The organism is Acidisoma sp., from assembly GCF_965199065.1.
Lineage (GTDB): Bacteria > Pseudomonadota > Alphaproteobacteria > Acetobacterales > Acetobacteraceae > Acidisoma.
Genome location: NZ_CBDAQN010000003.1, coordinates 2119205 through 2142782 on the forward strand (window position 1 = coordinate 2119205; position 23578 = coordinate 2142782).

Consider the following 23578-nt stretch of genomic DNA (forward strand, 5'->3'; position numbering starts at 1 on the left):
AAGGATTAGTCGTTCATGGCCTTTACGCTCTCCAGCAGCAGCCTACAGGATGGTGGAACCGTTCCGGAAAAGCACGTCTTCTCGAGCTTCGGCTGCACGGGCGGTAACCTCTCGCCGGAGCTGCACTGGTCTGGCGCACCGAGCGAGACGAAGAGCTTCGCCCTGACGGTCTATGACCCCGATGCACCGACGGGCAGCGGCTGGTGGCACTGGACCGTGGTGAACATCCCGCCCACGGCCTCCTCCATCCCCGAGGGCGCAAGCCATCCGATCAAATCCGGGTTGCCCTCGGGCGCCGTGGAGGCGCGCACGGATTTCGGGACCGCGGGCTACGGCGGCCCCTGTCCGCCGGAAGGCGACAAGCCGCATCGCTACATCTTCACGCTGCACGCGCTGAAGGAACCGTCTCTGCCCCTAACCGCGGATGCACCGAGCGCCCAGGTGGGCTACTATCTGCACTTCGCGACGATCGAGAAAACGAGCTTCACGGTCTTCTACGGCAAGTAGGGGCCGGGTAGGGAAACGGTCATGAAGATCTTCATGGCCGCCCTCGACACCGAAACCAATACCTTCGCCCCGCTGCCGACCGGCGCCCTCGCCTTCGCGGAAGGGTTCGTCGCCCACGGCAACGCCACCTCCCTGCCGGAAAACTACTGTTCGGCCCAGCTCTATGTCTGGCGCCGCCGCGCCGAGGCCCTGGATTGGGATGTGGCGGAAAGCCTCTGCGCCTATGCCGAGCCCGGCGGGATTACCGCGCGGACCGTCTACGAGGCGTTTCGCGACGAAATCCTCCGCGACCTCACCCATGCCATGCCGGTCGATACCGTGCTGCTCGGGCTCCATGGCGCGATGGTCGCCGACGGCTACGACGACTGCGAAGGCGACCTGCTCGCCGCCGTCCGCGCCATCGTCGGGCCCGATGTGCCGGTCGGCGCGGAACTCGATCTCCACTGCCACCTCACCGATGCCATGATGCGGGCGGCGACCGTGCTCGTCGCCTACAAGGAATATCCGCATATCGACATCCCCGAGCGCGCCGAGCATCTGTTCACGTTGATCGCGGACGCGGTGATGGGGCGGACGAAGCCGGTGATGGCCGCCTTCGACTGCCGGATGATCGGGTCGTTCCGGCCGACGGCCCAGCCGATGCGCGGCTTCGTCGACCACATGATCGCCCATGAAGGGCGGGACGGCATCCTGTCGCTGTCGCTGGCGCACGGCTTCCCCTGGGGCGACGTGGCGGATGTCGGCGTGAAGATGCTGGCCGTCGCCGATGGCGACCATGATCGCGCGGCCGCCGTGGCGCGGCATTACGGCGAGGCCCTGTTCGCGCTGCGGAAGGAGGCGGCGCCGGTTTTTCTCACCGTCGACGCTGCCTTGGAGGTCGCGCTGGACCTGACGGTGGAGGCGGGTGCCGGTCCGGTGGTGATTGCCGATGTCGCCGACAATCCGGGCGGCGGCGCGCCGGGCGACGCGACATTCTTTCTGCGAGCGGTCTGCGAGCGTGGGATCGCCGGCATCATGCTGGGCTATTTCTGGGACCCGATCGCGGTGCGCTTCTGTTTCGAGGCGGGGCTTGGGGCGACGCTCGACCTTCGCATCGGCGGCAAATGCGGCGTGGCCTCGGGCGAGCCCGTGGATCTGCGCGTCACCGTGATGGGGCTCGCGGAGCAGGTGACGCAGCGTTTCGGCACGGCGCCTGTCGCGATGGGCCCTTCGGCCTGGGTGCGGGCTGGCGGGATCGACCTCGTGCTCATCAGCCTGCGCACGCAGACCTTTCACCCCGAGGGCATGGCGGCGCTGGGCCTCGACCCCACGACCCTGCGCATCATCGTGGTGAAGTCGATCCAGCATTTCCATGCGGGCTTCGCCCCGATTGCGAGCGAGATCCTGTATGCGTCCTCGCCTGGGGCGCTCTCGCAGAACTACACGGAAATTGTTTATACGAAACGGTCCGGGCCATACTGGCCGCGCGACGAGGACCCGTTTCTGCCGTAAGCCAGTGACAGATCAATAGATCGCCGGGACGAACATCTCCGGCGGGATCGGCCCGCGGATGTAGTCGGGTTGCGCACGCGATCGGGTAGGATGATCGTGTCGTGCTGCACCTCTCCGTAGGGGATCTGGTTGAGCAGGTGATGGATGCAGTTGAGCCGGGCGCGCTTCTTGTCCACGGCCTCGACAACCCACCACGGCGCTTCCGGGATGTGGGTCGCGTCCAGCATCGCCTCCTTCGCCTTGGTGTACTGCTCCCACCGGCGGCGCGATTCCAGATCCATCGGGCTGAGCTTCCACTGCTTCATCGGATCATGGATGCGCATCTCGAACCGCAACTGCTGCTCGTCATCCGTGATCGAGAACCAGTACTTGATCAGGATGATGCCCGACCGGACCAGCATGCGTTCGAACTCGGGCACACTGCGGAAGAACTCCTCGACATCCTGCTCGGTGCAGAACCCCATGACGCGCTCGACGCCGGCGCGGTTGTACCAGCTGCGGTCGAACAGAACCATTTCGCCGCCGGCGGGCAGGTTCGCGACGTAGCGTTGGAAATACCATTGGGTCCGTTCGCGCTCGTTGGGCGCGGGCAGGGCGACGACGCGGCAGACGCGCGGATTGAGCCGCTGCGTGATGCGCTTGATGACACCGCCCTTGCCGGCGGAATCCCGGCCCTCGAAGATGACGACGACCTTGAGCTTGTTGTGGGAGACCCAATCCTGCAGCTTGACAAGTTCGGTCTGAAGCCGGAACAGCTCCCGGAAGTAGAGCCTGCGGTCCATGCCGGCGCCAACGGGAGCATCCTCGGACGATGAGCGCGCCAGCCGGTCAAGCCGCGCCTCATCCATCTCCATCTCAAGCTCTTCGTCGTAGCTGTCGAGAAGCTCCTCGCGGATGCTGGCCACGGTTGCATGGCCGAGGACGGTCTGTTCGTTGCTCATCGATGGCCAGCCCCTTGTCGACATCCGCCATCGAAACATGGAGGATGCAACCGAAGCTAGGCAAGTGAAGCTTCGGGGACGCGCGCCCGCGCCCTCGGCTGATCGTTCCTGGCGCCCCCCGGAACTGGCTTACTGGCGCACGAACGTCCCAATCAGGGAGCGTCGCGGTGCGCGCCCCTTGTCGGCGACCTCCGTGTTCATGCGGGTCTCCGACGTCATCGCTTCCACCGCCTCTTTGATTGCGGGCAGGTCCTTCGGGTGGATGCGGCCCAGCCGCGCGAGATACATCGCGATGACCGCCGGTTCGTCCAACGGCACGTCATGATGCATGCCATCCCGGCGGAGCCGGCGGAGGTTCTTCGGGTCGCGTTCGATCTCCTTCGGAAACAGCGCGATGACCTCGGGCTTTCGCGCAGGGGGCTGCACCGGAGCCGCGGGCTCGCCGGTGAGGCAGGCGATGAGCGGTGCACAGGGATCGTGTCCAAAGAGGCGCCCGAGATAGCTCGTGCCGATGGGCCGCGGATTGGCCTCGATGAGCGCCGCACGTCCGGTCGACTCATCGAGCATGAAGTCGAAGCTCATGAAGCCCGAACATCCGAGGGCCGCGACGAGGCGCCGCGCCGTATCCGCCATCTCGGGGTTCTCGACGTAGCGCACCATCGTGCTGGGTCCGGTCGGACCGGGATGCGTCTGCTCGGCCACGAAGCTGACGCCGTCGAGCACCTGCCCTTGCCAGGTGGCAACCGTCCGCATCGCCGGGACGCCCGGCATGAAGCTCTGCAGCAGGGGCGGCGCGCCATTGGTTCCGCCGAAGCCGGACACGCGCCACAAGGCGCGCCCCATCCCGCGGCGCGCCCGGCGGACGACGGAGCCGGACTGGAGGCTGGCCACTGCCGAACGCAACTCGTCGGCCGTCCTGGCAATGGTGACGCCGTGGCCGCCGCAGGTGTTCTCGCATTTCAGAACGACCGGAAAGCCCCATGCTTGAGCACGCGCGAGCAGCTCCGGCGTATCCCAGGAGACGCAGAAGTGGGGCAGGTGCACGCCGAGCTGGCTGGCAACCTGCATCAGGCCCGAACGGCTCACCACCGCGTCGTAACCGGTCGGCGAGCCGAACGACCGCTCCAGCAATAGCCGCAGCTGTGGCGTGACCGACGAGGACACGGCGAGAACGCGCAGGCACTGCGCCGCGATGTTGTCGAGAGGCACGATGAGGTCGGCGTTCCACTCGCGGCTCGCGCTCTCCAGCCGCGGACGGAGGAAGGGCACCGCGAGCCACAGACTGCGGTTCGCAGGCAAGGGGAACCAGCGACGCACCCCACGGGGCGCCGCGCAGTAGAACTCCGGCGGCGCGAGCACGCCGCAGGCAGCACCCGCGCGGGCGAGCGCCGCGGGCAAGCGATCCGTTCCGATGTCGTTGACCAGAGCCACGAACAGAATGCGAGGCTCGCGCTTCCGCGGCGCGGTGTCGTCGAGGCTGGGCATCCCGTTCATTCCTCAGGCGTCCACAACGCGGGCATCTGCCGGAACGGCGGCGGGACGGCGGCTCGACCGGGAAGCCTGCGTCGCCGCAAGGTGCCGCGACAGACGGCGCGAGGCGAAACCGGCGCCCGCCATGAAGCGCAGCATGGGCCCGAAGCTGTTGGCGGCGGCGGGGCCGACGAAGTGCAGCCCGGGCACCGAGCTCTCGAAGTTGCGCGACAGCTTCGGCGCGCCATCGACATGCGCGATCTCGGCTGCCAGCTGACGGTCGAGGAAGGGGGTGCGGTCCACGGCGATCTTGAAGCCGGTGGCGCAGATCACGTGATCGGCGACCATCGTGCTCATCGTGCCGTCATGGCGGCGCAACGTCAGCAGAGCGCGGCCCTCCTGGGCCTCCGCGCCGACGACGGTGGTGTCGGTGATGATCGGCACCTGCCCCTCGACTTCGTCACGGACGAACCAGGCCGGCGCCGGGCCGAGGTAGCGCGTCACCACCTGGGTCCGGAAGTTGTCCGGCATATGATGAAACAACAGCGGTGCGCGGGTGCAGAGAACCGACTTCCATCCCGGCCCGAGCACCGTCATCGGCGCGCGGATCTTGTCGCGCAGCGTGCGCTTTCCAAGTGGGCTCTGGAAACGAACCGAGCTGCGCCGTGCGACGACCGAAACATGGGCTCCACGCCGGCGGAGCGCCGCGGCGGCATCCATGGCCGAAGAACCGCCGCCGATGACAACGACATTCTGCCCGGCGAACTGCGCGAAGCTGCTGTGCTTCGAGCTGTGGCTGCACAACGTCGATGGCAGCGTCTGCACGGGAGCGGGGAGCTGCGCGTAGCGCTCGACGCCGACCGCCGAGATGACGCGGCGCGAGGTGATGCGTCCACCGTCGGCGAACTCCGTGATGAAGCCATCACCGCGACGGGTGACCGCGACGGCCGTGCGTTCTTCCAGCGACGGCACGAACTGGCGCTGGAATGCGAGGCCGTAGGCCACGAAGGTGGATTTCTTTACCGGCACGCCGGTATCCGCGTAGGGAATGCCTTCCGCGGCGCAGTAGGCCCCGAGCGTGAACTCGCCACGCGGCTCGAACAGTGTGGTGGCGAAGCCCTCGGATTTGAGGTACATTCCATCCGGCATCGTCGAGATCCAGGCGCCCATCGGCGTGCCGGCGATCCTGAAGTCGAGGCCGCGCCCGGAAAGATGCGCTGCCAAAGACAAGCCGTATGGTCCGGCTCCGATAATGAGGCAATCTGTCACCGCGGGCGTCCTTCAATTTGGATCGGTGCTCGTTCGCCACAGGGTGTGGCTCAACTGTCGTGAATGTACCGTTGTCGCCTTGAGGCTGTCGCCTTATGCGAAGAGGCCCGTGCCTTATCCCTTTGAGGTGGCGTTCTACGCCTTCGGACGGTCTTCGCCGCCTGCCGCCTTGACAGGTCGGCGGTGGGGCGTGACGGCTGACCGCTGGCGAACTGCCGGCCGGGCGTCCGCGCCGATCGTCCCGGCAGCATGACGAAGGAGACGACGATCATGGCTCTTCACCCGGACAGGCTGCTGCCGATCGACCCCGGCGCGCGCGCCATCGCCCGCCGCCTGTACGAGGCGGTGGCGAACCTGCCCCTGATCTCGCCGCACGGTCATACCGATCCGGCCTGGTATGCCGACGATGCCGCCTTCCCGGACCCGGCGACGCTCTTCGTCCAGCCCGACCACTACATCTTCCGCATGCTCTACTCGCAGGGCGTGGCGTTGGAGACGCTCGGCATACCGGCGCGGGACGGCGTGCCCGGCGGCGCCGCGGCGGAGGCCGACACCCGGGCGATCTGGCGCCTGTTCGCCCGGCACTTCGGCCTGTTCCGGGGCACCCCGACCCGGATCTGGTTCGAGCAGTCGCTCGAGGACCTGTTCGGCATCGAGGAGCGCCTGTGCGAGGCCAATGCCGACCGCCTCTATGACCGGATCGCCGAGGCCCTGCCGCGTCCCGAGTTCCGGCCGCGCGCTCTCTACGAGCGCTTCAACCTGGAGGCGATCGCGACGACCGACAGCGCGTTGAGCGATCTGGCCGCCCACGCGGCGATCGTGGGCTCGGGGTGGCGGGGCCGCGTTCTACCCTGCTACCGGCCGGATTTCACGGTCGATCCCGAACGCGCCGGCTTTCGCGACAACGTCGCCCGTCTCGCGGCGCTCACCGGCTCGCCCATGACCTGGCAAGGCTATCTGGGGGCGCACCGCATCCGCCGGAACTTCTTCAAGGCGATGGGCGCCACCGCGACCGATCATGGCCACCCGAGCGCGCGCACGGCCGATCTTGCCGAGGCAGATGCGAGCACGCTGTTCGAGGCGGTGATCGGCGGCGAGGCGACGCCGGCCCAATGCGAGATGTTCCGCGCCCAGATGCTCACCGAGATGGCCCGCATGAGCATCGAGGACGGGCTGGTGATGCAGCTCCATCCCGGCTCCTTCCGCAACCACAACCCGGCCCTTTTCCGGCGCTTCGGTCCCGATATGGGCGCCGACATCCCGACCGCGACGGATTACGTCCACGCCCTCAAGCCGCTGCTGGATGCGCTCGGCAACGATCCGCGCCTCACGCTGGTGTTGTTCACGCTGGACGAGACGAGCTATGGCCGCGAACTGGCGCCGCTGGCCGGGCATTATCCGTGCCTGCGCCTGGGGCCGCCGTGGTGGTTCTTCGATAGCCCGGATGGGATGAGGCGCTTCCGCGAACTCACGACCGAGACGGCCGGCTTCGCCAACACCGTCGGTTTCAACGACGATACGCGGGCCTATCTCTCGATCCCCGCGCGGCACGACATGGCGCGCCGGATCGATTGCGGCTTCCTCGGCAATCTCGTGGCCGAGCACCGGCTCGACGAGGACGAGGCGCATGAGCTTGCCATCGACCTCGCCTACAACCTGGCGAAGAAGGCCTACAAGCTTTAGCGCGCCGAGGCCGCACGGCGCGGCGCGGCGCAAAAGCAAAGGGGGAGAAGCCGTGTGGCTTCTCCCCCCGATGTGTAGCCGGTCGTCGTTAAGCGCTTACCACTGGATCTGCGTGCCGACGCCGAAGAGCTGCGACTGCACGTAGTTGTGGGCGGTGCCGGCGTCGCCGGTCTCGAAGTCGTAGCCGCCCTGCTGGCGCAGGCCGTACAGGTAGTCGGCGAAGAGGCTCACGCCCGGCACGAGGGTGTAGGTGGCGCCTGCCGCCACGCCGTCGTTCTGCTGCTGACCGGTGCTGAGGCCGGCTGGGGTAATGGTGGCGCCGCTTCCAGCATCGACGCCGCCCGGCAGATCGCCGGTGTCGGTGAAGCGGAAGAAGCTCGCGCCGAAGACCAACGGTCCTGCGGTGTACTGACCGCCGACCAGCCAGCCGAGGGCTTTGGTGCCGGCATCGGGCTCGAGGGTGAAGGTGTCGCCGTCGGCCATGTTGAACGCGCCGTAGGAGGAGTTGCCGCCGAAGGTGAAGCCCGCGACCGTCACCGTGGCGCCGCCGGAGAGGATGCTCAGATCCTTGTAGGCGGTCACGGAGGTGGTCGGGCCGCCGTTGTAGGCAACCTGGCCGGCGTTGGTGTAGTCGGCGCCGATCTGCACGCCGAGGGGTCCGAAGGTCTTGGTGTACTGGCCGCCGATGTCGAGCAGGTTGCGCGGCTGGCCGCCGATGATGGGCGTCGTGACCGAGGTGGGTGCGTCGGTGTAGTTCTCGGCGGTCTGGTTCGGCGTGAAGCCGAAGGCGAACTGGAAGCCGGCGAGCGTCGGCGAGAGGTAGACGATCTTGCTGGTCGCCTGATCGTACTGCGAGCCGCTGTCCGGGAACGGATAGACCGGGTTCGCAACCGTCGGGATCATACCCTCGATGTCGCCGTTCCAGCCGCCGTCGTTGAAGCCTTCGAAGGTGCCGGTTTCAAAGATGACCGAGGGGCCGTTTTCCTGGCCGAAGCTGATCTGGCCGATCTGCGGCAGCCCGAAGTAGCCGTAGGCCTGGAAGACATAGAGCGTCTCGTTACCGGCGCTCTGGCCGCCGTTGATGCGGATTTCGGCGGCGGCGCCGTAGTGCAGGCCGTTGGAGGCGACACCGTCAAAGCCCGGATAGAGGCGGAGGTAGCCGAGGAAGTTGTCAGTGCTGGTTTTGTTGCCGGTCGAACTATTGCTATCGACCGAGGACGCCTCAACACCGGCGTACCAGTTCACGCGACCGTTCAACCGGACGGTGATCGAGCCGGGTGATTCCGGCGCTGTCTGCGCCATGGCGGCATCGATGGCGGCATAGCCGATCATGCCCGTGAGCGTTGCCGCGCAGCCCAACAGCAGTCTTTTCATATCGATCTCCTCTTAGCCGAGTTTTATGTTTCCCGCGCCGCCTGTCTTGTGGCTGCAACGCTCCTCAACGACCTTTCGATTAATAGCGTTGCGCTTCTACTGCAACAAGAAGATCACATAAACACTGTCCTCTGTGGCAAACTTATCACATAAACGCGTTTGCAATCATGGTTGATATACCTCAGTATTCTCAATCACACGCAGTCGTTACCATTTCCGATAATTAGCCGAAACAACTATCCGATTCGGTTCGAGTTTACATCTAATTGCACTCCGGTTCGCGCGGTGTGGGCTGACATAGCGTCGGAGCCGGCATAACGTTGACAACACACTTTCAGGGAGCGACCGATGCCTGTCCACAACCGTATCGCCGGCTACGCGGATGATCTGACGGAATGGCGCCGCGACCTCCACGCGCATCCTGAACTTGGATTCCAGGAGAATCGGACGAGCGACGTGGTCGCCGCGAAGCTCGCGGAATGGGGTATCGAGGTCACGCGCGGCATCGCCAAGACCGGGATCGTCGGCACGCTGCGCTGCGGCAGCAGCCAACGTGCCATCGGCATCCGCGCGGACATGGATGCGCTTCCGATCGAGGAGGCGACGGGTCTGCCCTACGCATCACAAAACCCAGGCCGGATGCACGCCTGCGGCCATGACGGGCATACGACGATGCTGCTGGGGGCGGCGCGCTACCTCGCCGAGACGCGCAACTTCGACGGCACCGTCCACTTCATCTTCCAGCCGGCTGAGGAAGGCCCGGGCGGCGGCCGGGTCATGGTGGAGGAAGGGCTGTTCGAGCGCTTTCCCTGCGACATGGTCTTCGGCGCGCACAACGACACGACCCTGCCGGTGGGCCAGCTAGCCGCCGTCGCGGGGCCGGTTAATGCCGCGGCCGACCAGTTCTGGATCCACATACATGGCACGGGCGGACATGCCGCCCGGCCGCAGGGCGCCATCGACCCCGTCGTCATCGGCTCCCATATCGTGCTCGCGCTGCAGAGCGTCGTCTCGCGCCGCACCAATCCGCTCGAAGCGGCCGTGCTCTCGATCTGCCAGTTCCATGCCGGCACAACCGATAACGTGATCCCCGAGCGGGCGTCCCTCAATGGCACCGTGCGTACGCTGCAGCCGCATGTGCGGGAGGAGATGCAGCGCCTGCTGACCGAGATCGCGACCGTCACTGCCCGCGCCCACGGCGCGGAAGCGGTGGTGGAATACGAACGCGGCTACCCATGCGTGGTCAATGACGGACTGGCCGCCGAGCGGGCGGCGACGGCCGCGGCGCGCGTTCTGGGCGAGGCGAAGATCATCCGCGAGCGGCCGCCGGTGATGGGCGCAGAGGATTTCAGCTACATGGCGCTCGCGGTGCCGGGTTGTTTCGTCCGCATCGGCCAGGCAGGTCAGGATCGCGGCGCGGTGCCTGTGCATCATCCGCGCTACGACTTCAACGACGAGATCCTGCCGATCGGCGCGTCGGTCTGGGCGGCGCTGGTGGAACAGGAACTCCCCCGGACCTAGTGTCCCGCCTGCCTATCTCCCTGCGGACATGGTTCTCTCGGGACTGGTTCTCTCGGGACTGGGTTCAGAGTGTGGCGAGGAAGGCGAGGTCTTCGTCGGCCAGCGTGAAGCCGGCGTGCCAGGAGCCAACCTCGTCCGGGTTGCCCGCGGCGTTCTGGCAGCGCACCTCGCTGTAATCGTGGTCGCGATGCTGGCTGAGAAACCAGAAAAAGGTATCCGGGAAGCTTTGGGAGGTGAGGGCCACGATCTTGCTGCCCCTGGGGCAGAAGGCGATGTTGGTGAGCGCCGCGCCGAGCGGCCCGACCACCGTGCTGGCGCCCTTGAACAGCGAGATCTGCTCCGTCAAGGTCATCACCGCGGGGTCGACGATGGCGAAGCCCCTGTCCCTGAGGGCGGTCTCGGCAGCCTCCTGGTTGAGCAGGGGGCGGTCCCGCGAGTGGCGGCTGACGAACACCTTCGGGTAGGGGGCGGGGGGAACGCTCGCCGCCAGCTCCGTCAGCGCCTGGGCGCAGATCGGCGACTGATAGATCCCGTGCGAGGTGAGGCCGTCGATGACGATGAGCTGCGCGCACCGCACCGGCACGTGGTCGGTGACGGAGATGGCGAAGGGATTGATGCCAATGCCGGTGAGGGCGTCCTGGGTTACCTTCAGGATGTTGGTCTGGTGGACGATGTAGGTGGCTGGCCGGTCGCTCAGCAGCTGTGACGTGAGCCAGGCCTTCGGAAACATCTCCATCAGGAAGTGGCCGTAATTGTTCGGGTTGGCCGTCTTGCAGAGCACGCTCAGGCCGGCAATCCGGCGCAGGGGAGTTGCCTGAGCCATCTCCCGGAAGCGCTGCACGGCATCGTCGTCCATCAGACGGCTCGTCCCGCTCACGAGGTTCAGGTCGTGGTCGAAGACGATGCCCTCTCCGGCGACGATCGCGTCGTCGATCACGCGGAAGGTGACGTTCCGCCCCCCGAAGACGCGGCGGTTGAAGGAAACCGCCATCGACTCCCACGAGCCGGCCGGGATCGAGGCGGCGTTCCGGATGTCCGGCTTGCGGGTGGCGAAGGCCGGCGACAGAAGGCGGAGCCGCACGGTCGGGTCCGGTCCCAGGGTGTCGCTCTCCCCCGGAGCCGGCTCGGCGGAAAGGTCGTTCAGCACGACCAGGGGCGTGGGCGCGCGCTGGATGATGTGCAGCCGGATTGCCTCGACGGCCGCGCCCGAGGGCGACAGCGCGACGGTGGCGCCGGGCACGTCGTCTTGCCGGGTGCCGTCGGTGAAGGCGATGTCGTAGCGGCAGTCGAAGAACGCGGCGGTCTCCGGGCTGAGGCGGAAGCGGATGCCCCGGCAGGCAAGGGCGAAGCCGGAACTGCCGGCAGGCGCGCCGCCGGCCATCCAGGGCGTCTTGAGCCCGTGCTGATAGATCAGCTGGCACTCGGGCGCGGGCGACAGTTGCGGCGGCCCTGGCGCGGCCGGGGCGAGCAGGAGCGCCTCGATGGCGAGCCCGCTGCCGGGTTCCCCCACCCAGGCACCGGCGCGGCCCATGACGTTGCCGCGCATACTTATATGAGCAAGCATGTTGCCGTCGGGCTGCTCCTGCGGGGCGGCCGGGGCTGGCGCTGCCGCGGGGGGCTCAGCCGCCCCGGCGGCCGTGGACGCCTGGTCGTCCGGCTGGGGCAGGTCCATGCGCTCCATCTCCTTCAAAGGCCGTTCTTCGCCCAACCCTGCCATAGCGCAGCTTACCGCGAGGCGCACCTCCGGGGCCGAACGCAAGCGCGCCGAGCCTTCCCAGCATCATGGACCGATGCATATCACGTCCTGCATATCACCTGCCCGGCGCATGGAGGCTTTGGCTGCCGGGAATGCTGGCTCCGCGCTTGACTCAGGCGGACCCCGCCCGTAGGTATCGCGCCCTCGGCCGGACCCCGGACTGCTTGTCTGGGTTCAGGCCCGTATTCGTATCATCCGCTGCTGCGGTGCCGCCTGGGCAAAGTTTCGCCCGTGGCTCAGACCGCTGCAAGGAAGAAGACCGCTCGCGGGGACAAGCCTCCGTCTTGCGGCCTTTGGTGCGAATGCTGGTCGGCCTTGGCGGGATGTGAAGATCGGAAACGAGGTCTATGCCGACGATCAACCAGTTGATTGCTAAAGGGCGCGAACCCAACAAGGCTCGCAACAAGGTGCCCGCGTTGCAGGGCTGCCCGCAGAAGCGCGGCGTCTGCACGCGCGTCTACACCACCACGCCAAAGAAGCCGAACTCGGCGCTTCGCAAGGTGGCGAAGGTGCGCCTGACCAACGGCTATGAAGTCGTGAGCTACATTCCGGGTGAAGGCCACAACCTGCAGGAGCACAGCGTCGTGCTGATCCGCGGCGGGCGAGTGAAGGATCTTCCCGGCGTGCGCTATCACATTCTGCGCGGCGTGCTCGATACCCAGGGCATTGCCAAGCGCCGTCAGCGCCGGTCGCTCTACGGCGCGAAGCGTCCGAAGTAAGGGGCTGGGCAATGAGTCGTCGTCACCGCGCGGTTAAACGCGAAATCCTGCCGGACGCAAAGTTCGGCGACATCGTCATCACTCGTTTTATGAACGTTTTGATGTATGATGGTAAGAAGTCCATCGCGGAAAGCATCGTCTACGGTGCCCTCGACACGCTGAAGCGGCGTGGCGGGTCCGGCGCCGATCCGGTGCGGATGTTCCACGAAGCGCTGGACAATGTGAAACCCACCGTCGAGGTGCGGTCGCGTCGCGTCGGTGGTGCCACCTACCAGGTGCCTGTCGAAGTACGCACGGAGCGGCGCCAGGCTCTGGCGATCCGCTGGATCATCGACTCGGCGCGCAAGCGCGGCGAGCACACTTTGGAAGACCGGCTGTCCAACGAGTTGTTGGATGCCGTGAACAATCGCGGCGCCGCCGTGAAGAAGCGCGAAGATACTCATCGGATGGCCGAAGCCAACAAGGCTTTCAGCCATTACCGCTGGTAACACCGAGCCTGACCTGGGATCGGGTCAGACTTTAACACGTCGGTAGCAAGTCGGCTCACGGAGAGAAGACGATGGCCAAGGCCAAATTTGAGCGTAACAAACCTCACTGCAACATCGGCACCATCGGTCACGTCGACCATGGGAAGACCTCGCTAACGGCGGCCATCACGAAGGTGCTGGCGAAGTCCGGTGGCGCGACCTTCACGGCCTATGACCAGATCGACAAGGCACCCGAGGAACGGGCCCGTGGCATCACGATCTCGACCGCGCATGTCGAGTACGAAACCAAGGCGCGCCATTACGCGCACGTCGATTGCCCCGGCCACGCCGACTACGTGAAGAACATGATCACGGGCGCCGCCCAGATGGACGGCGCGATCCTGGTCGTGTCGGCCGCCGACGGCCCGATGCCGCAGACGCGCGAGCACATCCTGCTCGCCCGCCAGGTTGGTGTGCCGGCCCTGGTGGTCTTCATGAACAAGGTCGACATGGTCGACGATCCGGAGCTGCTGGAGCTTGTCGAACTCGAGGTTCGTGAGCTTCTGAAGTCCTACCAGTTCCCCGGCGACGATATCCCCATCACCCAGGGTTCCGCTCTGGCCGCACTCGAGGACAAGACCCCCGAGATCGGCGAGCAGGCGATCCTGAAGCTGATGGAGACGGTCGACACCTACATCCCGCAGCCGGATCGTCCGATCGACCGTCCGTTCCTGATGCCGATCGAAGACGTGTTCTCGATCTCGGGTCGTGGCACGGTCGTGACCGGCCGTATCGAGCGCGGCATTCTGAAGGTCGGCGACGAAGTCGAGATCGTGGGCATCAAGAACACCGTGAAGACGATCTGCACGGGCGTCGAGATGTTCCGCAAGCTGCTCGACCAGGGTCAGGCCGGCGACAACATCGGTGCGCTGCTGCGTGGCACGAAGCGTGAGGATGTCGAGCGCGGCCAGGTTCTGGCGGCTCCCGGCTCGATCACGCCGCACACGAAGTTCAAGGCCGAGTCCTACATCCTGACGAAGGAAGAGGGCGGCCGTCACACGCCGTTCTTCACCAACTACCGCCCGCAGTTCTACTTCCGCACGACGGACGTGACGGGCGTGGTGACGCTGCCGGCCGGCACCGAGATGGTGATGCCGGGCGACAACGTGTCGATGGATGTGGAGCTGATCGCGCCGATCGCCATGGATGACGGCCTGCGCTTCGCCATTCGCGAAGGTGGCCGCACCGTCGGCGCCGGCGTGGTGGCACAGGTCGTCGCGTAAACACCGACGAACGAGATTGAAGCCGCGAAACTGGAAGCCTGACGATGGACAATCAAAACATCCGCATTCGCCTGAAGGCGTATGATCACCGCGTGCTGGATGCCAGCACCAAGGAGATCGTAAACACGGCGAAGCGTACAGGTGCCCGGGTTCGCGGCCCGATTCCGCTGCCGACCCATATCGAGCGGTTCACCGTGAACCGTTCGCCCCACGTCGACAAGAAGAGCCGCGAGCAGTTCGAAATCCGGACCCATCGCCGCCTTCTCGACATCGTCGAGCCGACACCGCAGACGGTGGACGCTCTGATGAAGCTCGACCTTGCGTCGGGCGTCGATGTCGAGATCAAGATCTGAGGCTGGAAAGACCGTGTCTATGCGCACCGGAGTGATCGCCAAGAAGCTGGGCATGTCCCGGCTTTTCAAGGACGACGGGAGCCATGTTCCCGTCACTGTTCTGCACCTCGACCAGGTGCGGGTGGTGTCCACCCGTACGCAGGAGACCGATGGTTATACGGCGGTTCAGCTCGGCTGGGGCCTCGCCAAGGTGAAGAACGTGACCCAGCCTAACCGCGGCCACTTCGCCAAGACCAAGGTCGAGCCGCCGAAGAAGACCGTGGAGTTCCGCGTCGCCGCCGACGCCCTGCTGGAGCCGGGCGCGGTGATCTCCGCCGAGCATTTCCTGGTCGGGCAGAAGATCGACGTTTGCGGCACGTCCAAGGGCAAGGGCTTCGCCGGCGGCATGAAGCGCTGGAACTTCTCCGGTCTCGAAGCGAGCCACGGCGTCTCCGTAAGCCATCGCAGCCTGGGGTCGACGGGTAACCGTCAGGATCCGGGCAAGACATTCAAGAACAAGAAGATGGCCGGTCATCTCGGGCAGGAGCGCATCACGACCCTCAACCTCGAGGTCGCGGGCGTGGATGCCGAGCGCGGGATCATCATGGTGAAGGGCTCGGTGCCCGGGGCCGTCGGTGGTTTCGTCCTGGTGCGCGACGCCATCAAGAAGACGCGCCCGGCGGATGCCGCCTATCCCGCCGCGCTGGCCGGCTGAGGATCGCTACGATGCAGATTGATATCAGAACCCTCGACAATGGTTCGGCCGGCTCGGTCGAACTCGCGGATGAGATCTTCGGCGCCGAGCCGCGGGCGGACATCATGGCTCGTGTGGTGCATTGGCAGCAGGCTCGCAGCCGCGCCGGCACGCACAAGACCAAGGGTCTGTCCGAGGTTTCCGGCACGACGAAGAAGCCGTATCGCCAGAAGGGCACGGGTAACGCTCGTCAGGGCAGCCTGCGCGCGCCGCAGTATCGCACGGGTGGTGTGGTGCATGGCCCGGTCGTGCGCGACCATGGCTACGACCTGCCCAAGAAGGTGCGTCGCCTGGGTCTGATCTCGGCGCTCTCGCAGAAGCGGGCAGAAGGCAAGCTCGTCGTCATCGACAGCGCCGGCGGCGTCGAGAAGACGAAGGACCTCAACGCCAAGCTGCGCGTGCTCGGCTGGACCTCGGCGCTGATCGTCGATTCGGCGGTCGACCCGATGTTCCTGCGGGCGAGCCGGAACATTCACGGTGTGGACGTGCTGCCGACGATCGGCGCCAACGTCTACGACATTTTGCGCCATGACTTGCTGGTCATCACCTCGGCCGGTTTGGAAGGCCTCAAGACGCGGCTTTCGGCTACCTCTTCGGTCAAGAGCGGCCCGGCTGTGGAGAACGCGGCATGAGCACCCCCGGTTTCAACGCGCGGAAGCGCGCCGAGAAGATGTCTCAAGAGTCGCTCTACGAAGTCATTCGCAGCCCGGTCATCACCGAGAAGGCGACCGCGCTCAGCGAGCGCAGTCAGTTCTCCTTCCGGGTCGCCATCGGCGCGACGAAGCCGGAGATCAAGGTAGCGGTCGAGAAGCTGTTCGGCGTGACGGTTCTGGGCGTGAACACGATGATCACGAAGGGCAAGACCAAGCGTTTCCGTGGCCGGCCCGGCGTGCGTGCTGATGTCAAGAAGGCGATCGTGCAACTGGCGGACGGCCAGTCGATCGACTTCACGACGAGCCTCTCCTGAGGCTGTGGGGATAGATTATGGCGCTTAAGCAATTCAATCCCGTTACCCCGAGCCTCCGCGGCACCGTTCTGGTGTCGCGTGACGGGTTGTGGAAGGGCAAGCCGGTCAAGGGCCTCACCGAGGGCAAGTCGTCTTCCGGTGGCCGCAACAACCACGGCCGCACCACGGTGCGGTTCCGGGGCGGCGGACACAAGCAGACGTATCGCGTGGTGGACTTCAAGCGCCGGAAGTTCGATGTGCTGGCGAAGGTCGAGCGGCTCGAATACGACCCGAACCGCACGGCGTTCATCGCGCTGATCAAGTATCAGGACGGTGAGCTCTCGTACATCATCGCGCCGCAGCGCCTCGCGGTTGGCGATACGGTGGTGTCGGGCGTGCGCGTGGACATCAAGCCGGGCAACGCGATGACGCTGGCGGGGATCCCCGTCGGCACCATCATCCACAACATCGAGATGAAGCCGGGCGCGGGCGCCAAGGTTGCCCGGTCCGCCGGCACCTTCGCGCAGCTGGTCGGCAAAGACTCGGGCTATGCTCAGGTCAAGCTGATGTCTGGCGAGTTGCGCGTCGTGCGCGCCGAGTGCATGGCGACGATCGGGGCGGTTTCGAACCCCGACAACTCGAACATTCACATCGGCAAGGCCGGTCGTTCACGCTGGCTCGGCCGTCGCCCGCATAACCGCGGCGTCGTCATGAACCCGGTCGATCACCCGCATGGTGGCGGCGAGGGCCGGACTTCAGGTGGCCGTCATCCGGTCACGCCGTGGGGCAAGCCGACCAAGGGCTACAAGACTCGCGTCAACAAGCGGACGGACAAGCTCATCATCCGCCGGCGCAATAAGAGCAAGGGCTGAGATCATGTCACGCTCCGTTTGGAAAGGCCCGTTTGTAGACGGGTACCTCCTGAACAAGGCCGAGGCCGCACGGGCCTCGGGCCGCAACGAGATCATCAAGATCTGGTCGCGCAGGTCGACGATTTTGCCGCAGTTCATCGGCCTCACCTTCGGTGTTTACAACGGGCACAAGTTCCTGCCCGTTCAGGTGAACGAGAACATGGTTGGTCACAAGTTCGGCGAATTCTCGCCGACACGGACCTTCACCGGCCACTCGGCCGACAAGAAGGCGAAGCGGGGCTGATCCGATGAGCAAGCCGAAACATCCGCGCAAGCTGGCCGAGACCGAGGCGCAGGCCATGGTCAGCAACATCCGCGTCAGCCCGCGCAAGCTGAACCTCGTGGCGGGCCTGATCCGCAACAAGCCGGCGTCGCTCGCGGTCGCTCAGCTGACGTTCAGCAAGAAGCGCATCGCGCAGGACGTTCGTAAGGCGCTGCAGAGCGCGATTGCGAATGCCGAGAACAACCATCAGCTCGATGTCGATCGGCTGGTGGTGACGCGGGCCGAAGTCGGGCGTTCCATCGTCATGCGCCGCTTCCATGCGCGTGGCCGGGGCCGCGCGTCCCGCATCGAGAAGTGGTTCAGCCACCTCAAGATCGTCGTGGCGGAGCGCGCTCAGGACATCGTCGCCGAGCACGCGCAGGAAACGCCGAACGCCGAGCAGGAGGCCGTGTAATCATGGGTCACAAAGTCAATCCGATCGGCCTTCGCCTCGGGATCAACCGCACCTGGGAGAGCCGCTGGTTCGCCGGGAAGGACTACGCGAAGCTGCTGCATGAGGATCTCAAGCTGCGCACGCATCTACGCAAGAAGCTCTCCGGTGCGGGCGTTTCCCGCGTGGTGATCGAGCGTCCTGCGAAGAAGCCGCGCGTGACGATCTATGCCGCCCGCCCTGGCGTGGTGATCGGCAAGAAGGGCCAGGACATCGAGGTTCTGCGCAAGGATCTGACGGCCATGGCGAAGGCCGAGGTCTCGCTGAACATCATGGAGATCCGCAAGCCGGAAATCGACGCGACGCTCGTCGCCGAGAACATCGCTCAGCAGCTCGAGCGTCGGGTGGCTTTCCGTCGCGCCATGAAGCGCGCCGTGCAGTCCGCGATGCGTCTCGGCGCACAGGGCATCCGCATCAATTGCGGCGGCCGTCTGGGCGGCGCGGAAATCGCGCGGATGGAGTGGTATCGCGAGGGCCGGGTGCCGTTGCACACGCTGCGCGCGGATATCGATTACGGGGTCGCAACGGCGAAAACGACCTATGGCACCTGCGGCGTGAAGGTCTGGATCTTCAAGGGCGAGATCCTGGCTCACGACCCGATGGCGCAGGACCGCAAGGCCGCCGAACAGGCGCCGCAGCGGTAAGGATTGGACAGAGACAATGCTTTCACCCAAGCGCACCAAATACCGCAAGGCGCATAAGGGCCGTATCCACGGCCTTGCCAAGGGTAACACGCAGCTGAACTTCGGCGCCTTCGGCCTCAAGGCCATGGAGCCGGAGCGCATCACCGCGCGTCAGATCGAGTCCGCTCGCCGGGCCATCACGCGCCACATGAAGCGCGCCGGCCGCGTGTGGATCCGCATTTTCCCGGATGTTCCGGTGTCGGTGAAGCCGGCCGAAGTCCGCATGGGCTCCGGCAAGGGCAGCCCCGAGTTCTGGGTGGCTCGGGTGAAGCCAGGCCGCATCATGTTCGAGATCGATGGCGTCTCGACCGAGATCGCGCAGGAAGCGCTGACGCTCGGCGCCGCCAAGCTGCCGATCAAGACCAAGTTCGTCACCCGAATCGGGGAGGCGTGATCATGGCTGTGAACAAGGCGGCGGATGTGCGGGCGAAGAGCCCGGACGAGCTGGAGGCCTCGCTGGTCGATCTGCGGCGTGAGCAGTTCAACCTGCGGTTCCAGCGGGCGACAGGCCAGAACGAGAGCGTCGGCCGTGTGCGCGTGGTGCGTCGCGAGATCGCCCGCGTGAAGACGATTATTGCGGAGCGCGCACGCGCTTCCGCCAAGTCCTGAGGAGATAAGGGCGATGTCAAGGCGCGTCCTGTCAGGGCGAGTGGTCAGCGACAAGATGGACAAGACCTGCACGGTTTTGGTCGAACGTCGCGTGATGCACCCCCTCTACAAGAAGTTCATCCGGCGTTCGAAGAAGTATGCCGCGCACGATGGCGACAACATCTGCAAGACGGGCGACGTGGTGCGGATCGAGGAATGCCCCCCGATCAGCAAGCGCAAGGCGTGGATGGTGATCGAGCGGAACGGCCAGAACCTGTTCCCGGAGCTTGATGCGACAACTGGCGCCGAGACTGGCTCGCCGGTCGAAACGCCCGTTGCCGAGCCGGCTTCATCTTCGGCTCAGGTCTAGGAGCGTCCAATGATTAGTGCAGAGAGCAATCTCGACGTGGCCGACAATTCCGGTGCTCGTCGCGTTCAGTGCATCAAGGTGATCGGCGGCTCGAAGCGGAAGACCGCCTCGGTCGGCGATGTCATCGTGGTCGCCGTGAAGGACGCCATTCCCCGTGGGAAGGTCAAGAAGGGCGATGTGCATCAGGCGGTCATCGTGCGCACCTCGTTCCCGGTGCGCCGGTCCGACGGCAGCGCCATCCGCTTCGACCGCAACGCCGCCGTTCTGATCAACAAGCAGAACGAGCCGATCGGCACACGCATCTTCGGGCCCGTCGTGCGCGAGTTGCGCGCCCGCAAGTTCATGAAGATCATCAGCCTCGCGCCGGAGGTCATCTGATCATGGCTGCGCGTATTCGTAAGGGCGACCGCGTTGTCGTCATCGCGGGTTCGGACAAGGGCAAGCGGGGCGAGGTTCGCCAGGTTATGCCGAAGCTGAACCGGGCCGTGGTCGAGGGCGTCGGGATTGCCGTGAAGCACCAGAAGCCGTCGGGCATGGGCCAGCAGGGCGGTTTGATCCGGCAAGAGCGCGCGATCGACCTGTCCAATCTTATGCTGATCGACCCGAAAAGCGATCAGCCGACCCGGGTGGCGTTCCGGATTCTGGAGAACGGGACGAAAGTCCGCGTTGTCCGGAAGACCGGCGCTGTCATCGAAAGCTGAGGAGGCAGGGGTGAGCGACGACGTGACGGCTAGGCCACGGCTACAGGCGCATTACAACGAGGTTGTGCGCGCCACGCTGCAGAAGGAGTTCAGCTACACGAACACCATGCAGGTGCCGCGCCTCGAGAAAATCGTGCTGAACATGGGCGTCGGCGAAGCCGCCGCGGACCAGAAGAAGCTCGATTCGGCGGTTGCCGAAATGATGCTGATCAGCGGCCAGAAGCCGGTGAAGACCGTCGCCAAGAAGGCGATCGCGGGCTTCAAGATCCGCAAGGGTCTGCCGATCGGTTGCAAGGTCACGCTGCGCTCGGCGCGGATGTATGAGTTTCTCGACCGGCTGGTGACGATCGCGCTGCCGCGCGTGCGGGACTTCCGCGGCGTGACGGGCAAAGGCTTCGATGGTCGTGGCAATTTCGCCATGGGCGTCAAGGAGCAGATCATTTTCCCGGAAATCATCTACGACAAGGTCGACGCGATCCGGGGCATGGACATTGTGTTCGTGACCACCGCCAAGACCGATGCGGAAGCGAAGGCCCTTCTCAAGGGCTTCTACATTCCGTTCGCGAACTGAGCTTAACTCGTCGAGATTTGGAAAACCGCGGCATCCACTCTGTGGACGGCCGATAGGTTCCGGAGGGTAAAACAGGATGGCCAAAACTTCCCAGGTCAACCGCAACGCCAGGCGCATGCAAATGGTGGTGCGCGACAAGGCCAAGCGGACGGCGCTGAAGTCGATCATCAAGGACCGCGAGCTTCCGGTGGAAGATCGGTTCGAGGCTTCGGTGAAACTGGCTCAGCTCCCGCGGAACGGTTCGCCGACGCGGGTGAAGCTGCGTTGTGAGATTTCCGGCCGGGCACGCGCGAACTACCGGAAGTTCCGGTTGAGCCGCATCGCGTTGCGCGACCTCGCCAGCTCCGGGCAGATCCCGGGCATGGTCAAGGCGAGCTGGTAGGAAAGGGGATCTTCCATGTCCATGTCCGATCCCTTGGGGGATATGCTGACCCGCATCCGGAATGCGCAGCGGTCCAACCATACGTCTTGCGTCGCACCCGGCTCGCGCCTGCGCGCCAACGTGCTCGATGTGCTGAAGCGTGAGGGCTACATCCGCGGTTTCTCGTCCGAGGAATTGCGGCCGGGCGTCTCGCAGCTCCGCATCGAGCTGAAGTACAACGAGGGCCAGCCGGTCATCAAGGAGATCACGCGCATCTCCCGCCCCGGCCGGCGCGTCTATTCGAAGATCAAGGAGCTGCCGCGGGTCTATAGCGGCCTCGGCGTCTCGATCCTGTCCACGCCGCGCGGCGTGATGAGCGATCAGGAGGCTCGCGCTGCCAATGTTGGCGGCGAAGTCCTCTGCCGCGTGTTCTGAGGAGGCTGGGGCAATGTCACGTGTAGGCAAGTATCCGGTCACGATCCCCGCCGGGGTCGAGGTCGCCATCGCCAACAACATCCTCACCGCTCGCGGCAAGTTAGGGCAGCTGACGCTCGCGTTGACCGACCTCGTCGACACGACGGTCGCCGATGGCCGCGTTACGGTCATCCCGAAGTCGAAGGCGACGCCGAGCCGTCAGATGTGGGGCACCACGCGCGCCCTCGTCGCGTCGATGGTCCAGGGTGTGTCGATCGGCTTCTCGCGGTCGATGGAAGTGACGGGCACGGGTTATCGCGCTGCGGTGCAGGGCAAGAACCTCGTCATCAACCTCGGCTATTCGCACGATGTGATCTACCCGATCCCCGAGGGGATCAAGATCACCTGCGAGCGGCCGACCCTGATCAAGGTCGAGGGTGTCGACAAGCGTCTGGTCGGCCAGGTCGCCGCTGAGATCCGGTCGAAGCGTCCCCCCGAGCCCTACAAGGGCAAGGGCGTGAAATACACCGACGAGACCATCCGTCGGAAAGAAGGTAAGAAGAAGTGATGAGCGGGAACCAGGATCTCCGGGAGCGCCGGCAAGCGCGTCTGCGCTACCAGCTGCGCCAGAAGTCCGGTGGCCGGGTGCGGCTGTCGGTGTTCCGGTCGAGCAAGCATATCTACGCTCAGGTCATCGACGATGCGGCTGGCCGCACGGTCGCCGCGGCGTCGAGCCTCGACAAGTCGCTCAAGACCGACCTTAAGACCGGCGCCGACAAGGATGCCGCATCCGCGGTGGGCAAGCTGGTTGCCGAGCGGGCGCTGGCGGCGGGCATCAAAGAAGTTGTGTTCGACCGTGGCTCCTATCTTTACCACGGTCGCGTGAAAGCCTTGGCCGAGGCCGCCCGAGAGGGCGGTCTGGCCTTCTAAGGGGAACCAGGCAATGGCACGGGAACCGAGAGAGGGTGGCCGCGGCGGGCGTGAGCGCGAGCGCGAACACAATGACGAGTTCATCGACAAGCTGGTGACCATCAACCGCGTCGCCAAGGTGGTGAAGGGCGGCCGGCGCTTCGCCTTCGCAGCCCTGGTGGTGGTGGGCGACCAGAAGGGCCGGGTCGGCTTCGGCGCCGGCAAGGCGCGCGAAGTGCCCGAGGCGATCCGCAAGGCGACCGAGCGGGCCAAGCGCGGCCTGATCCGGGTGCCGATGAAGGAAGGCCGCACGCTGCATCATGACAGTCTCGGCCATTACGGCGCGGGTTCGGTCATCCTGCGCGCGGCGCCGGCCGGCACCGGCATCATCGCCGGCGGCCCGATGCGCGCCGTGCTCGAGACGCTCGGGATCGGCGATGTCGTGGCGAAGTCCATGGGCAGCCGCAACCCGCACAACATGATCAAGGCGACATTCGACGCTCTGCAGAACTGCGCGAGCCCGCGCTCCGTCGCCGCCCGCAGGGGCAAGAAGGTGTCGGACATCCTGGGCAAGCGCGACGCCGTGGGCGAAGCGCCCGGCGAAGTGGTTGGGGGGGAACTGGCAGATGCCGGCTGAAAACACCGTCACCGTAACGCAGATCGCCTCCGGAAACGGGCAGAAGCCCGGCCAGCAGGCGACGTTGGTCGGGCTCGGCCTGAACAAGATCGGCCGCGTGCGGACGCTCGAGGACACGCCTTCGGTGCGCGGCATGATCCGGAAGGTCGCTCATCTGATCAAGGTTGAGGAGAAAGCCTGACGCAGGTCAGCGCTTGAGGATTGAAC

The 23578-nt window shown here is 65.6% G+C and carries 31 protein-coding genes and 1 pseudogene; 27 read left to right on the forward strand and 5 right to left on the reverse strand.

The window, feature by feature from the left end; genetic code table 11:
• The first annotated feature begins 15 nt into the window (after positions 1 to 15).
• Together ACOEQ1_RS17965 and ACOEQ1_RS17970 are read left to right on the forward strand one after the other, a co-directional pair.
• Positions 16 to 507 carry a YbhB/YbcL family Raf kinase inhibitor-like protein gene (locus tag ACOEQ1_RS17965; protein WP_419760592.1) on the forward strand — a complete coding sequence of 164 codons (492 nt, stop codon included), beginning with the start codon at positions 16 to 18 and terminating at the stop codon, positions 505 to 507.
• Between the two features lie 21 nt (positions 508 to 528).
• Complete coding sequence (locus ACOEQ1_RS17970; protein WP_419760593.1) at positions 529 to 1998, forward strand: M81 family metallopeptidase; 1470 nt, start codon at positions 529 to 531, stop codon at positions 1996 to 1998.
• Between the two features lie 12 nt (positions 1999 to 2010).
• Here ACOEQ1_RS17970 and ppk2 read toward each other — a convergent pair.
• The 3 genes and pseudogenes from ppk2 to ACOEQ1_RS17985 form a co-directional block, all read right to left on the reverse strand.
• A pseudogene (gene ppk2 / locus ACOEQ1_RS17975) lies at positions 2011 to 2939 on the reverse strand (polyphosphate kinase 2).
• 129 nt (positions 2940 to 3068) lie between these two features.
• Positions 3069 to 4424 (reverse strand): hypothetical protein, encoded by a 1356-nt coding sequence (locus tag ACOEQ1_RS17980; RefSeq protein WP_419760594.1) that lies wholly within the window; start codon positions 4422 to 4424, stop codon positions 3069 to 3071.
• Positions 4425 to 4436: 12 nt separating this feature from the next.
• Positions 4437 to 5678 carry an NAD(P)-binding domain-containing protein gene (locus ACOEQ1_RS17985; protein WP_419760595.1) on the reverse strand — a complete coding sequence of 414 codons (1242 nt, stop codon included), beginning with the start codon at positions 5676 to 5678 and terminating at the stop codon, positions 4437 to 4439.
• 270 nt (positions 5679 to 5948) lie between these two features.
• Here ACOEQ1_RS17985 and uxaC point away from each other — a divergent pair, with 270 nt between their 5' ends.
• Positions 5949 to 7361: a glucuronate isomerase gene (uxaC, locus tag ACOEQ1_RS17990; protein WP_419760596.1), complete on the forward strand. Its 1413-nt coding sequence runs from the start codon at positions 5949 to 5951 to the stop codon at positions 7359 to 7361.
• 96 nt (positions 7362 to 7457) lie between these two features.
• Here uxaC and ACOEQ1_RS17995 read toward each other — a convergent pair whose 3' ends face one another.
• On the reverse strand, positions 7458 to 8735 hold the full coding sequence (locus ACOEQ1_RS17995; protein WP_419760597.1) for a porin: 1278 nt from the start codon (positions 8733 to 8735) through the stop codon (positions 7458 to 7460).
• A gap of 348 nt (positions 8736 to 9083) precedes the next feature.
• Between ACOEQ1_RS17995 and ACOEQ1_RS18000 the strand changes: the two genes are divergently transcribed.
• The gene (locus ACOEQ1_RS18000; RefSeq protein WP_419760598.1) at positions 9084 to 10256 is read left to right on the forward strand and encodes a M20 aminoacylase family protein; all 1173 of its coding nucleotides are present in this window, start codon (positions 9084 to 9086) and stop codon (positions 10254 to 10256) included.
• 64 nt (positions 10257 to 10320) lie between these two features.
• Here ACOEQ1_RS18000 and ACOEQ1_RS18005 read toward each other — a convergent pair whose 3' ends face one another.
• A complete protein-coding gene (locus ACOEQ1_RS18005; protein WP_419760599.1) occupies positions 10321 to 11928 on the reverse strand; it encodes a glycosyltransferase family 61 protein in 1608 nt (535 codons plus the stop codon).
• Between the two features lie 431 nt (positions 11929 to 12359).
• On the opposite strand from ACOEQ1_RS18005, the gene rpsL reads away from it, so the two are divergent.
• The 23 genes from rpsL to rpmD all read left to right on the forward strand — a co-directional run bounded on the left by rpsL (position 12360) and on the right by rpmD (position 23552).
• Positions 12360 to 12731: a 30S ribosomal protein S12 gene (gene rpsL, locus ACOEQ1_RS18010; RefSeq protein ID WP_011631258.1), complete on the forward strand. Its 372-nt coding sequence runs from the start codon at positions 12360 to 12362 to the stop codon at positions 12729 to 12731.
• 11 nt (positions 12732 to 12742) lie between these two features.
• Complete coding sequence (rpsG, locus tag ACOEQ1_RS18015; RefSeq protein WP_419760600.1) at positions 12743 to 13219, forward strand: 30S ribosomal protein S7; 477 nt, start codon at positions 12743 to 12745, stop codon at positions 13217 to 13219.
• Between the two features lie 71 nt (positions 13220 to 13290).
• Positions 13291 to 14481, forward strand: coding sequence for an elongation factor Tu (gene tuf / locus ACOEQ1_RS18020; RefSeq protein WP_419760601.1), 1191 nt, complete (start codon positions 13291 to 13293; stop codon positions 14479 to 14481).
• 44 nt (positions 14482 to 14525) lie between these two features.
• Positions 14526 to 14834, forward strand: coding sequence for a 30S ribosomal protein S10 (gene rpsJ, locus ACOEQ1_RS18025; protein ID WP_227307423.1), 309 nt, complete (start codon positions 14526 to 14528; stop codon positions 14832 to 14834).
• A gap of 19 nt (positions 14835 to 14853) precedes the next feature.
• The gene (gene rplC / locus ACOEQ1_RS18030) at positions 14854 to 15528 is read left to right on the forward strand and encodes a 50S ribosomal protein L3 (protein ID WP_419760602.1); all 675 of its coding nucleotides are present in this window, start codon (positions 14854 to 14856) and stop codon (positions 15526 to 15528) included.
• An 11-nt stretch (positions 15529 to 15539) separates the two neighbouring features.
• Positions 15540 to 16199, forward strand: a complete 660-nt coding sequence (rplD, locus tag ACOEQ1_RS18035) for a 50S ribosomal protein L4 (RefSeq protein ID WP_419760603.1) — start codon at positions 15540 to 15542, stop codon at positions 16197 to 16199.
• Between the two features lie 38 nt (positions 16200 to 16237).
• On the forward strand, positions 16238 to 16534 hold the full coding sequence (locus ACOEQ1_RS18040; RefSeq protein WP_419760736.1) for a 50S ribosomal protein L23: 297 nt from the start codon (positions 16238 to 16240) through the stop codon (positions 16532 to 16534).
• 17 nt (positions 16535 to 16551) lie between these two features.
• Positions 16552 to 17385 (forward strand): 50S ribosomal protein L2, encoded by an 834-nt coding sequence (rplB, locus tag ACOEQ1_RS18045; protein ID WP_419760604.1) that lies wholly within the window; start codon positions 16552 to 16554, stop codon positions 17383 to 17385.
• A gap of 4 nt (positions 17386 to 17389) precedes the next feature.
• The gene (gene rpsS / locus ACOEQ1_RS18050) at positions 17390 to 17668 is read left to right on the forward strand and encodes a 30S ribosomal protein S19 (RefSeq protein ID WP_227307419.1); all 279 of its coding nucleotides are present in this window, start codon (positions 17390 to 17392) and stop codon (positions 17666 to 17668) included.
• Positions 17669 to 17672: 4 nt separating this feature from the next.
• On the forward strand, positions 17673 to 18101 hold the full coding sequence (rplV, locus tag ACOEQ1_RS18055) for a 50S ribosomal protein L22 (RefSeq protein ID WP_419760605.1): 429 nt from the start codon (positions 17673 to 17675) through the stop codon (positions 18099 to 18101).
• A 2-nt stretch (positions 18102 to 18103) separates the two neighbouring features.
• Positions 18104 to 18781 carry a 30S ribosomal protein S3 gene (gene rpsC, locus ACOEQ1_RS18060; protein WP_419760606.1) on the forward strand — a complete coding sequence of 226 codons (678 nt, stop codon included), beginning with the start codon at positions 18104 to 18106 and terminating at the stop codon, positions 18779 to 18781.
• Between the two features lie 16 nt (positions 18782 to 18797).
• Positions 18798 to 19214, forward strand: a complete 417-nt coding sequence (gene rplP, locus ACOEQ1_RS18065; protein WP_419760607.1) for a 50S ribosomal protein L16 — start codon at positions 18798 to 18800, stop codon at positions 19212 to 19214.
• Between the two features lie 8 nt (positions 19215 to 19222).
• Entirely contained in the window at positions 19223 to 19429 is a 207-nt protein-coding gene (rpmC, locus tag ACOEQ1_RS18070; protein ID WP_419760737.1) for a 50S ribosomal protein L29, read from the forward strand.
• A gap of 13 nt (positions 19430 to 19442) precedes the next feature.
• Positions 19443 to 19778 carry a 30S ribosomal protein S17 gene (gene rpsQ, locus ACOEQ1_RS18075; RefSeq protein WP_419760608.1) on the forward strand — a complete coding sequence of 112 codons (336 nt, stop codon included), beginning with the start codon at positions 19443 to 19445 and terminating at the stop codon, positions 19776 to 19778.
• Positions 19779 to 19787: 9 nt separating this feature from the next.
• A complete protein-coding gene (gene rplN, locus ACOEQ1_RS18080; protein ID WP_419760609.1) occupies positions 19788 to 20156 on the forward strand; it encodes a 50S ribosomal protein L14 in 369 nt (122 codons plus the stop codon).
• Between the two features lie 2 nt (positions 20157 to 20158).
• Entirely contained in the window at positions 20159 to 20479 is a 321-nt protein-coding gene (gene rplX, locus ACOEQ1_RS18085) for a 50S ribosomal protein L24 (protein ID WP_419760610.1), read from the forward strand.
• A 10-nt stretch (positions 20480 to 20489) separates the two neighbouring features.
• The gene (gene rplE / locus ACOEQ1_RS18090) at positions 20490 to 21050 is read left to right on the forward strand and encodes a 50S ribosomal protein L5 (protein WP_419760611.1); all 561 of its coding nucleotides are present in this window, start codon (positions 20490 to 20492) and stop codon (positions 21048 to 21050) included.
• Between the two features lie 76 nt (positions 21051 to 21126).
• Positions 21127 to 21432, forward strand: coding sequence for a 30S ribosomal protein S14 (gene rpsN / locus ACOEQ1_RS18095; RefSeq protein WP_419760612.1), 306 nt, complete (start codon positions 21127 to 21129; stop codon positions 21430 to 21432).
• 15 nt (positions 21433 to 21447) lie between these two features.
• Positions 21448 to 21846 (forward strand): 30S ribosomal protein S8, encoded by a 399-nt coding sequence (gene rpsH / locus ACOEQ1_RS18100; RefSeq protein WP_419760613.1) that lies wholly within the window; start codon positions 21448 to 21450, stop codon positions 21844 to 21846.
• 13 nt (positions 21847 to 21859) lie between these two features.
• Entirely contained in the window at positions 21860 to 22393 is a 534-nt protein-coding gene (rplF, locus tag ACOEQ1_RS18105; protein WP_419760614.1) for a 50S ribosomal protein L6, read from the forward strand.
• Positions 22393 to 22755, forward strand: a complete 363-nt coding sequence (gene rplR, locus ACOEQ1_RS18110) for a 50S ribosomal protein L18 (RefSeq protein ID WP_419760615.1) — start codon at positions 22393 to 22395, stop codon at positions 22753 to 22755. The genes rplF and rplR overlap by 1 nt, the downstream gene beginning before the upstream one ends.
• Before the next feature lie 13 nt (positions 22756 to 22768).
• Entirely contained in the window at positions 22769 to 23371 is a 603-nt protein-coding gene (rpsE, locus tag ACOEQ1_RS18115; protein WP_419760616.1) for a 30S ribosomal protein S5, read from the forward strand.
• Positions 23361 to 23552, forward strand: coding sequence for a 50S ribosomal protein L30 (rpmD, locus tag ACOEQ1_RS18120; RefSeq protein WP_419760617.1), 192 nt, complete (start codon positions 23361 to 23363; stop codon positions 23550 to 23552). The genes rpsE and rpmD overlap by 11 nt, the downstream gene beginning before the upstream one ends.
• Positions 23553 to 23578 lie beyond the last annotated feature (26 nt).

What these genes read in the sequence shown, in the direction of transcription:
- ACOEQ1_RS17965 (WP_419760592.1), top strand. Translation starts at nt 16, where the DNA reads ATGGCCTTTACGCTCTCCAGCAGCAGCCTACAGGATGGTGGAACCGTT.
- ACOEQ1_RS17970 (WP_419760593.1), top strand. Translation starts at nt 529, where the DNA reads ATGAAGATCTTCATGGCCGCCCTCGACACCGAAACCAATACCTTCGCC.
- ACOEQ1_RS17980 (WP_419760594.1), bottom strand. Translation starts at nt 4,424, where the DNA reads ATGCCCAGCCTCGACGACACCGCGCCGCGGAAGCGCGAGCCTCGCATT.
- uxaC (WP_419760596.1), top strand. Translation starts at nt 5,949, where the DNA reads ATGGCTCTTCACCCGGACAGGCTGCTGCCGATCGACCCCGGCGCGCGC.
- ACOEQ1_RS17995 (WP_419760597.1), bottom strand. Translation starts at nt 8,735, where the DNA reads ATGAAAAGACTGCTGTTGGGCTGCGCGGCAACGCTCACGGGCATGATC.
- ACOEQ1_RS18000 (WP_419760598.1), top strand. Translation starts at nt 9,084, where the DNA reads ATGCCTGTCCACAACCGTATCGCCGGCTACGCGGATGATCTGACGGAA.
- ACOEQ1_RS18005 (WP_419760599.1), bottom strand. Translation starts at nt 11,928, where the DNA reads ATGGACCTGCCCCAGCCGGACGACCAGGCGTCCACGGCCGCCGGGGCG.
- rpsL (WP_011631258.1), top strand. Translation starts at nt 12,360, where the DNA reads ATGCCGACGATCAACCAGTTGATTGCTAAAGGGCGCGAACCCAACAAG.
- rpsG (WP_419760600.1), top strand. Translation starts at nt 12,743, where the DNA reads ATGAGTCGTCGTCACCGCGCGGTTAAACGCGAAATCCTGCCGGACGCA.
- tuf (WP_419760601.1), top strand. Translation starts at nt 13,291, where the DNA reads ATGGCCAAGGCCAAATTTGAGCGTAACAAACCTCACTGCAACATCGGC.
- rpsJ (WP_227307423.1), top strand. Translation starts at nt 14,526, where the DNA reads ATGGACAATCAAAACATCCGCATTCGCCTGAAGGCGTATGATCACCGC.
- rplC (WP_419760602.1), top strand. Translation starts at nt 14,854, where the DNA reads ATGCGCACCGGAGTGATCGCCAAGAAGCTGGGCATGTCCCGGCTTTTC.
- rplD (WP_419760603.1), top strand. Translation starts at nt 15,540, where the DNA reads ATGCAGATTGATATCAGAACCCTCGACAATGGTTCGGCCGGCTCGGTC.
- ACOEQ1_RS18040 (WP_419760736.1), top strand. Translation starts at nt 16,238, where the DNA reads ATGTCTCAAGAGTCGCTCTACGAAGTCATTCGCAGCCCGGTCATCACC.
- rplB (WP_419760604.1), top strand. Translation starts at nt 16,552, where the DNA reads ATGGCGCTTAAGCAATTCAATCCCGTTACCCCGAGCCTCCGCGGCACC.
- rpsS (WP_227307419.1), top strand. Translation starts at nt 17,390, where the DNA reads ATGTCACGCTCCGTTTGGAAAGGCCCGTTTGTAGACGGGTACCTCCTG.
- rplV (WP_419760605.1), top strand. Translation starts at nt 17,673, where the DNA reads ATGAGCAAGCCGAAACATCCGCGCAAGCTGGCCGAGACCGAGGCGCAG.
- rpsC (WP_419760606.1), top strand. Translation starts at nt 18,104, where the DNA reads ATGGGTCACAAAGTCAATCCGATCGGCCTTCGCCTCGGGATCAACCGC.
- rplP (WP_419760607.1), top strand. Translation starts at nt 18,798, where the DNA reads ATGCTTTCACCCAAGCGCACCAAATACCGCAAGGCGCATAAGGGCCGT.
- rpsQ (WP_419760608.1), top strand. Translation starts at nt 19,443, where the DNA reads ATGTCAAGGCGCGTCCTGTCAGGGCGAGTGGTCAGCGACAAGATGGAC.
- rplN (WP_419760609.1), top strand. Translation starts at nt 19,788, where the DNA reads ATGATTAGTGCAGAGAGCAATCTCGACGTGGCCGACAATTCCGGTGCT.
- rplX (WP_419760610.1), top strand. Translation starts at nt 20,159, where the DNA reads ATGGCTGCGCGTATTCGTAAGGGCGACCGCGTTGTCGTCATCGCGGGT.
- rpsN (WP_419760612.1), top strand. Translation starts at nt 21,127, where the DNA reads ATGGCCAAAACTTCCCAGGTCAACCGCAACGCCAGGCGCATGCAAATG.
- rpsH (WP_419760613.1), top strand. Translation starts at nt 21,448, where the DNA reads ATGTCCATGTCCGATCCCTTGGGGGATATGCTGACCCGCATCCGGAAT.
- rplF (WP_419760614.1), top strand. Translation starts at nt 21,860, where the DNA reads ATGTCACGTGTAGGCAAGTATCCGGTCACGATCCCCGCCGGGGTCGAG.
- rplR (WP_419760615.1), top strand. Translation starts at nt 22,393, where the DNA reads ATGAGCGGGAACCAGGATCTCCGGGAGCGCCGGCAAGCGCGTCTGCGC.
- rpsE (WP_419760616.1), top strand. Translation starts at nt 22,769, where the DNA reads ATGGCACGGGAACCGAGAGAGGGTGGCCGCGGCGGGCGTGAGCGCGAG.
- rpmD (WP_419760617.1), top strand. Translation starts at nt 23,361, where the DNA reads ATGCCGGCTGAAAACACCGTCACCGTAACGCAGATCGCCTCCGGAAAC.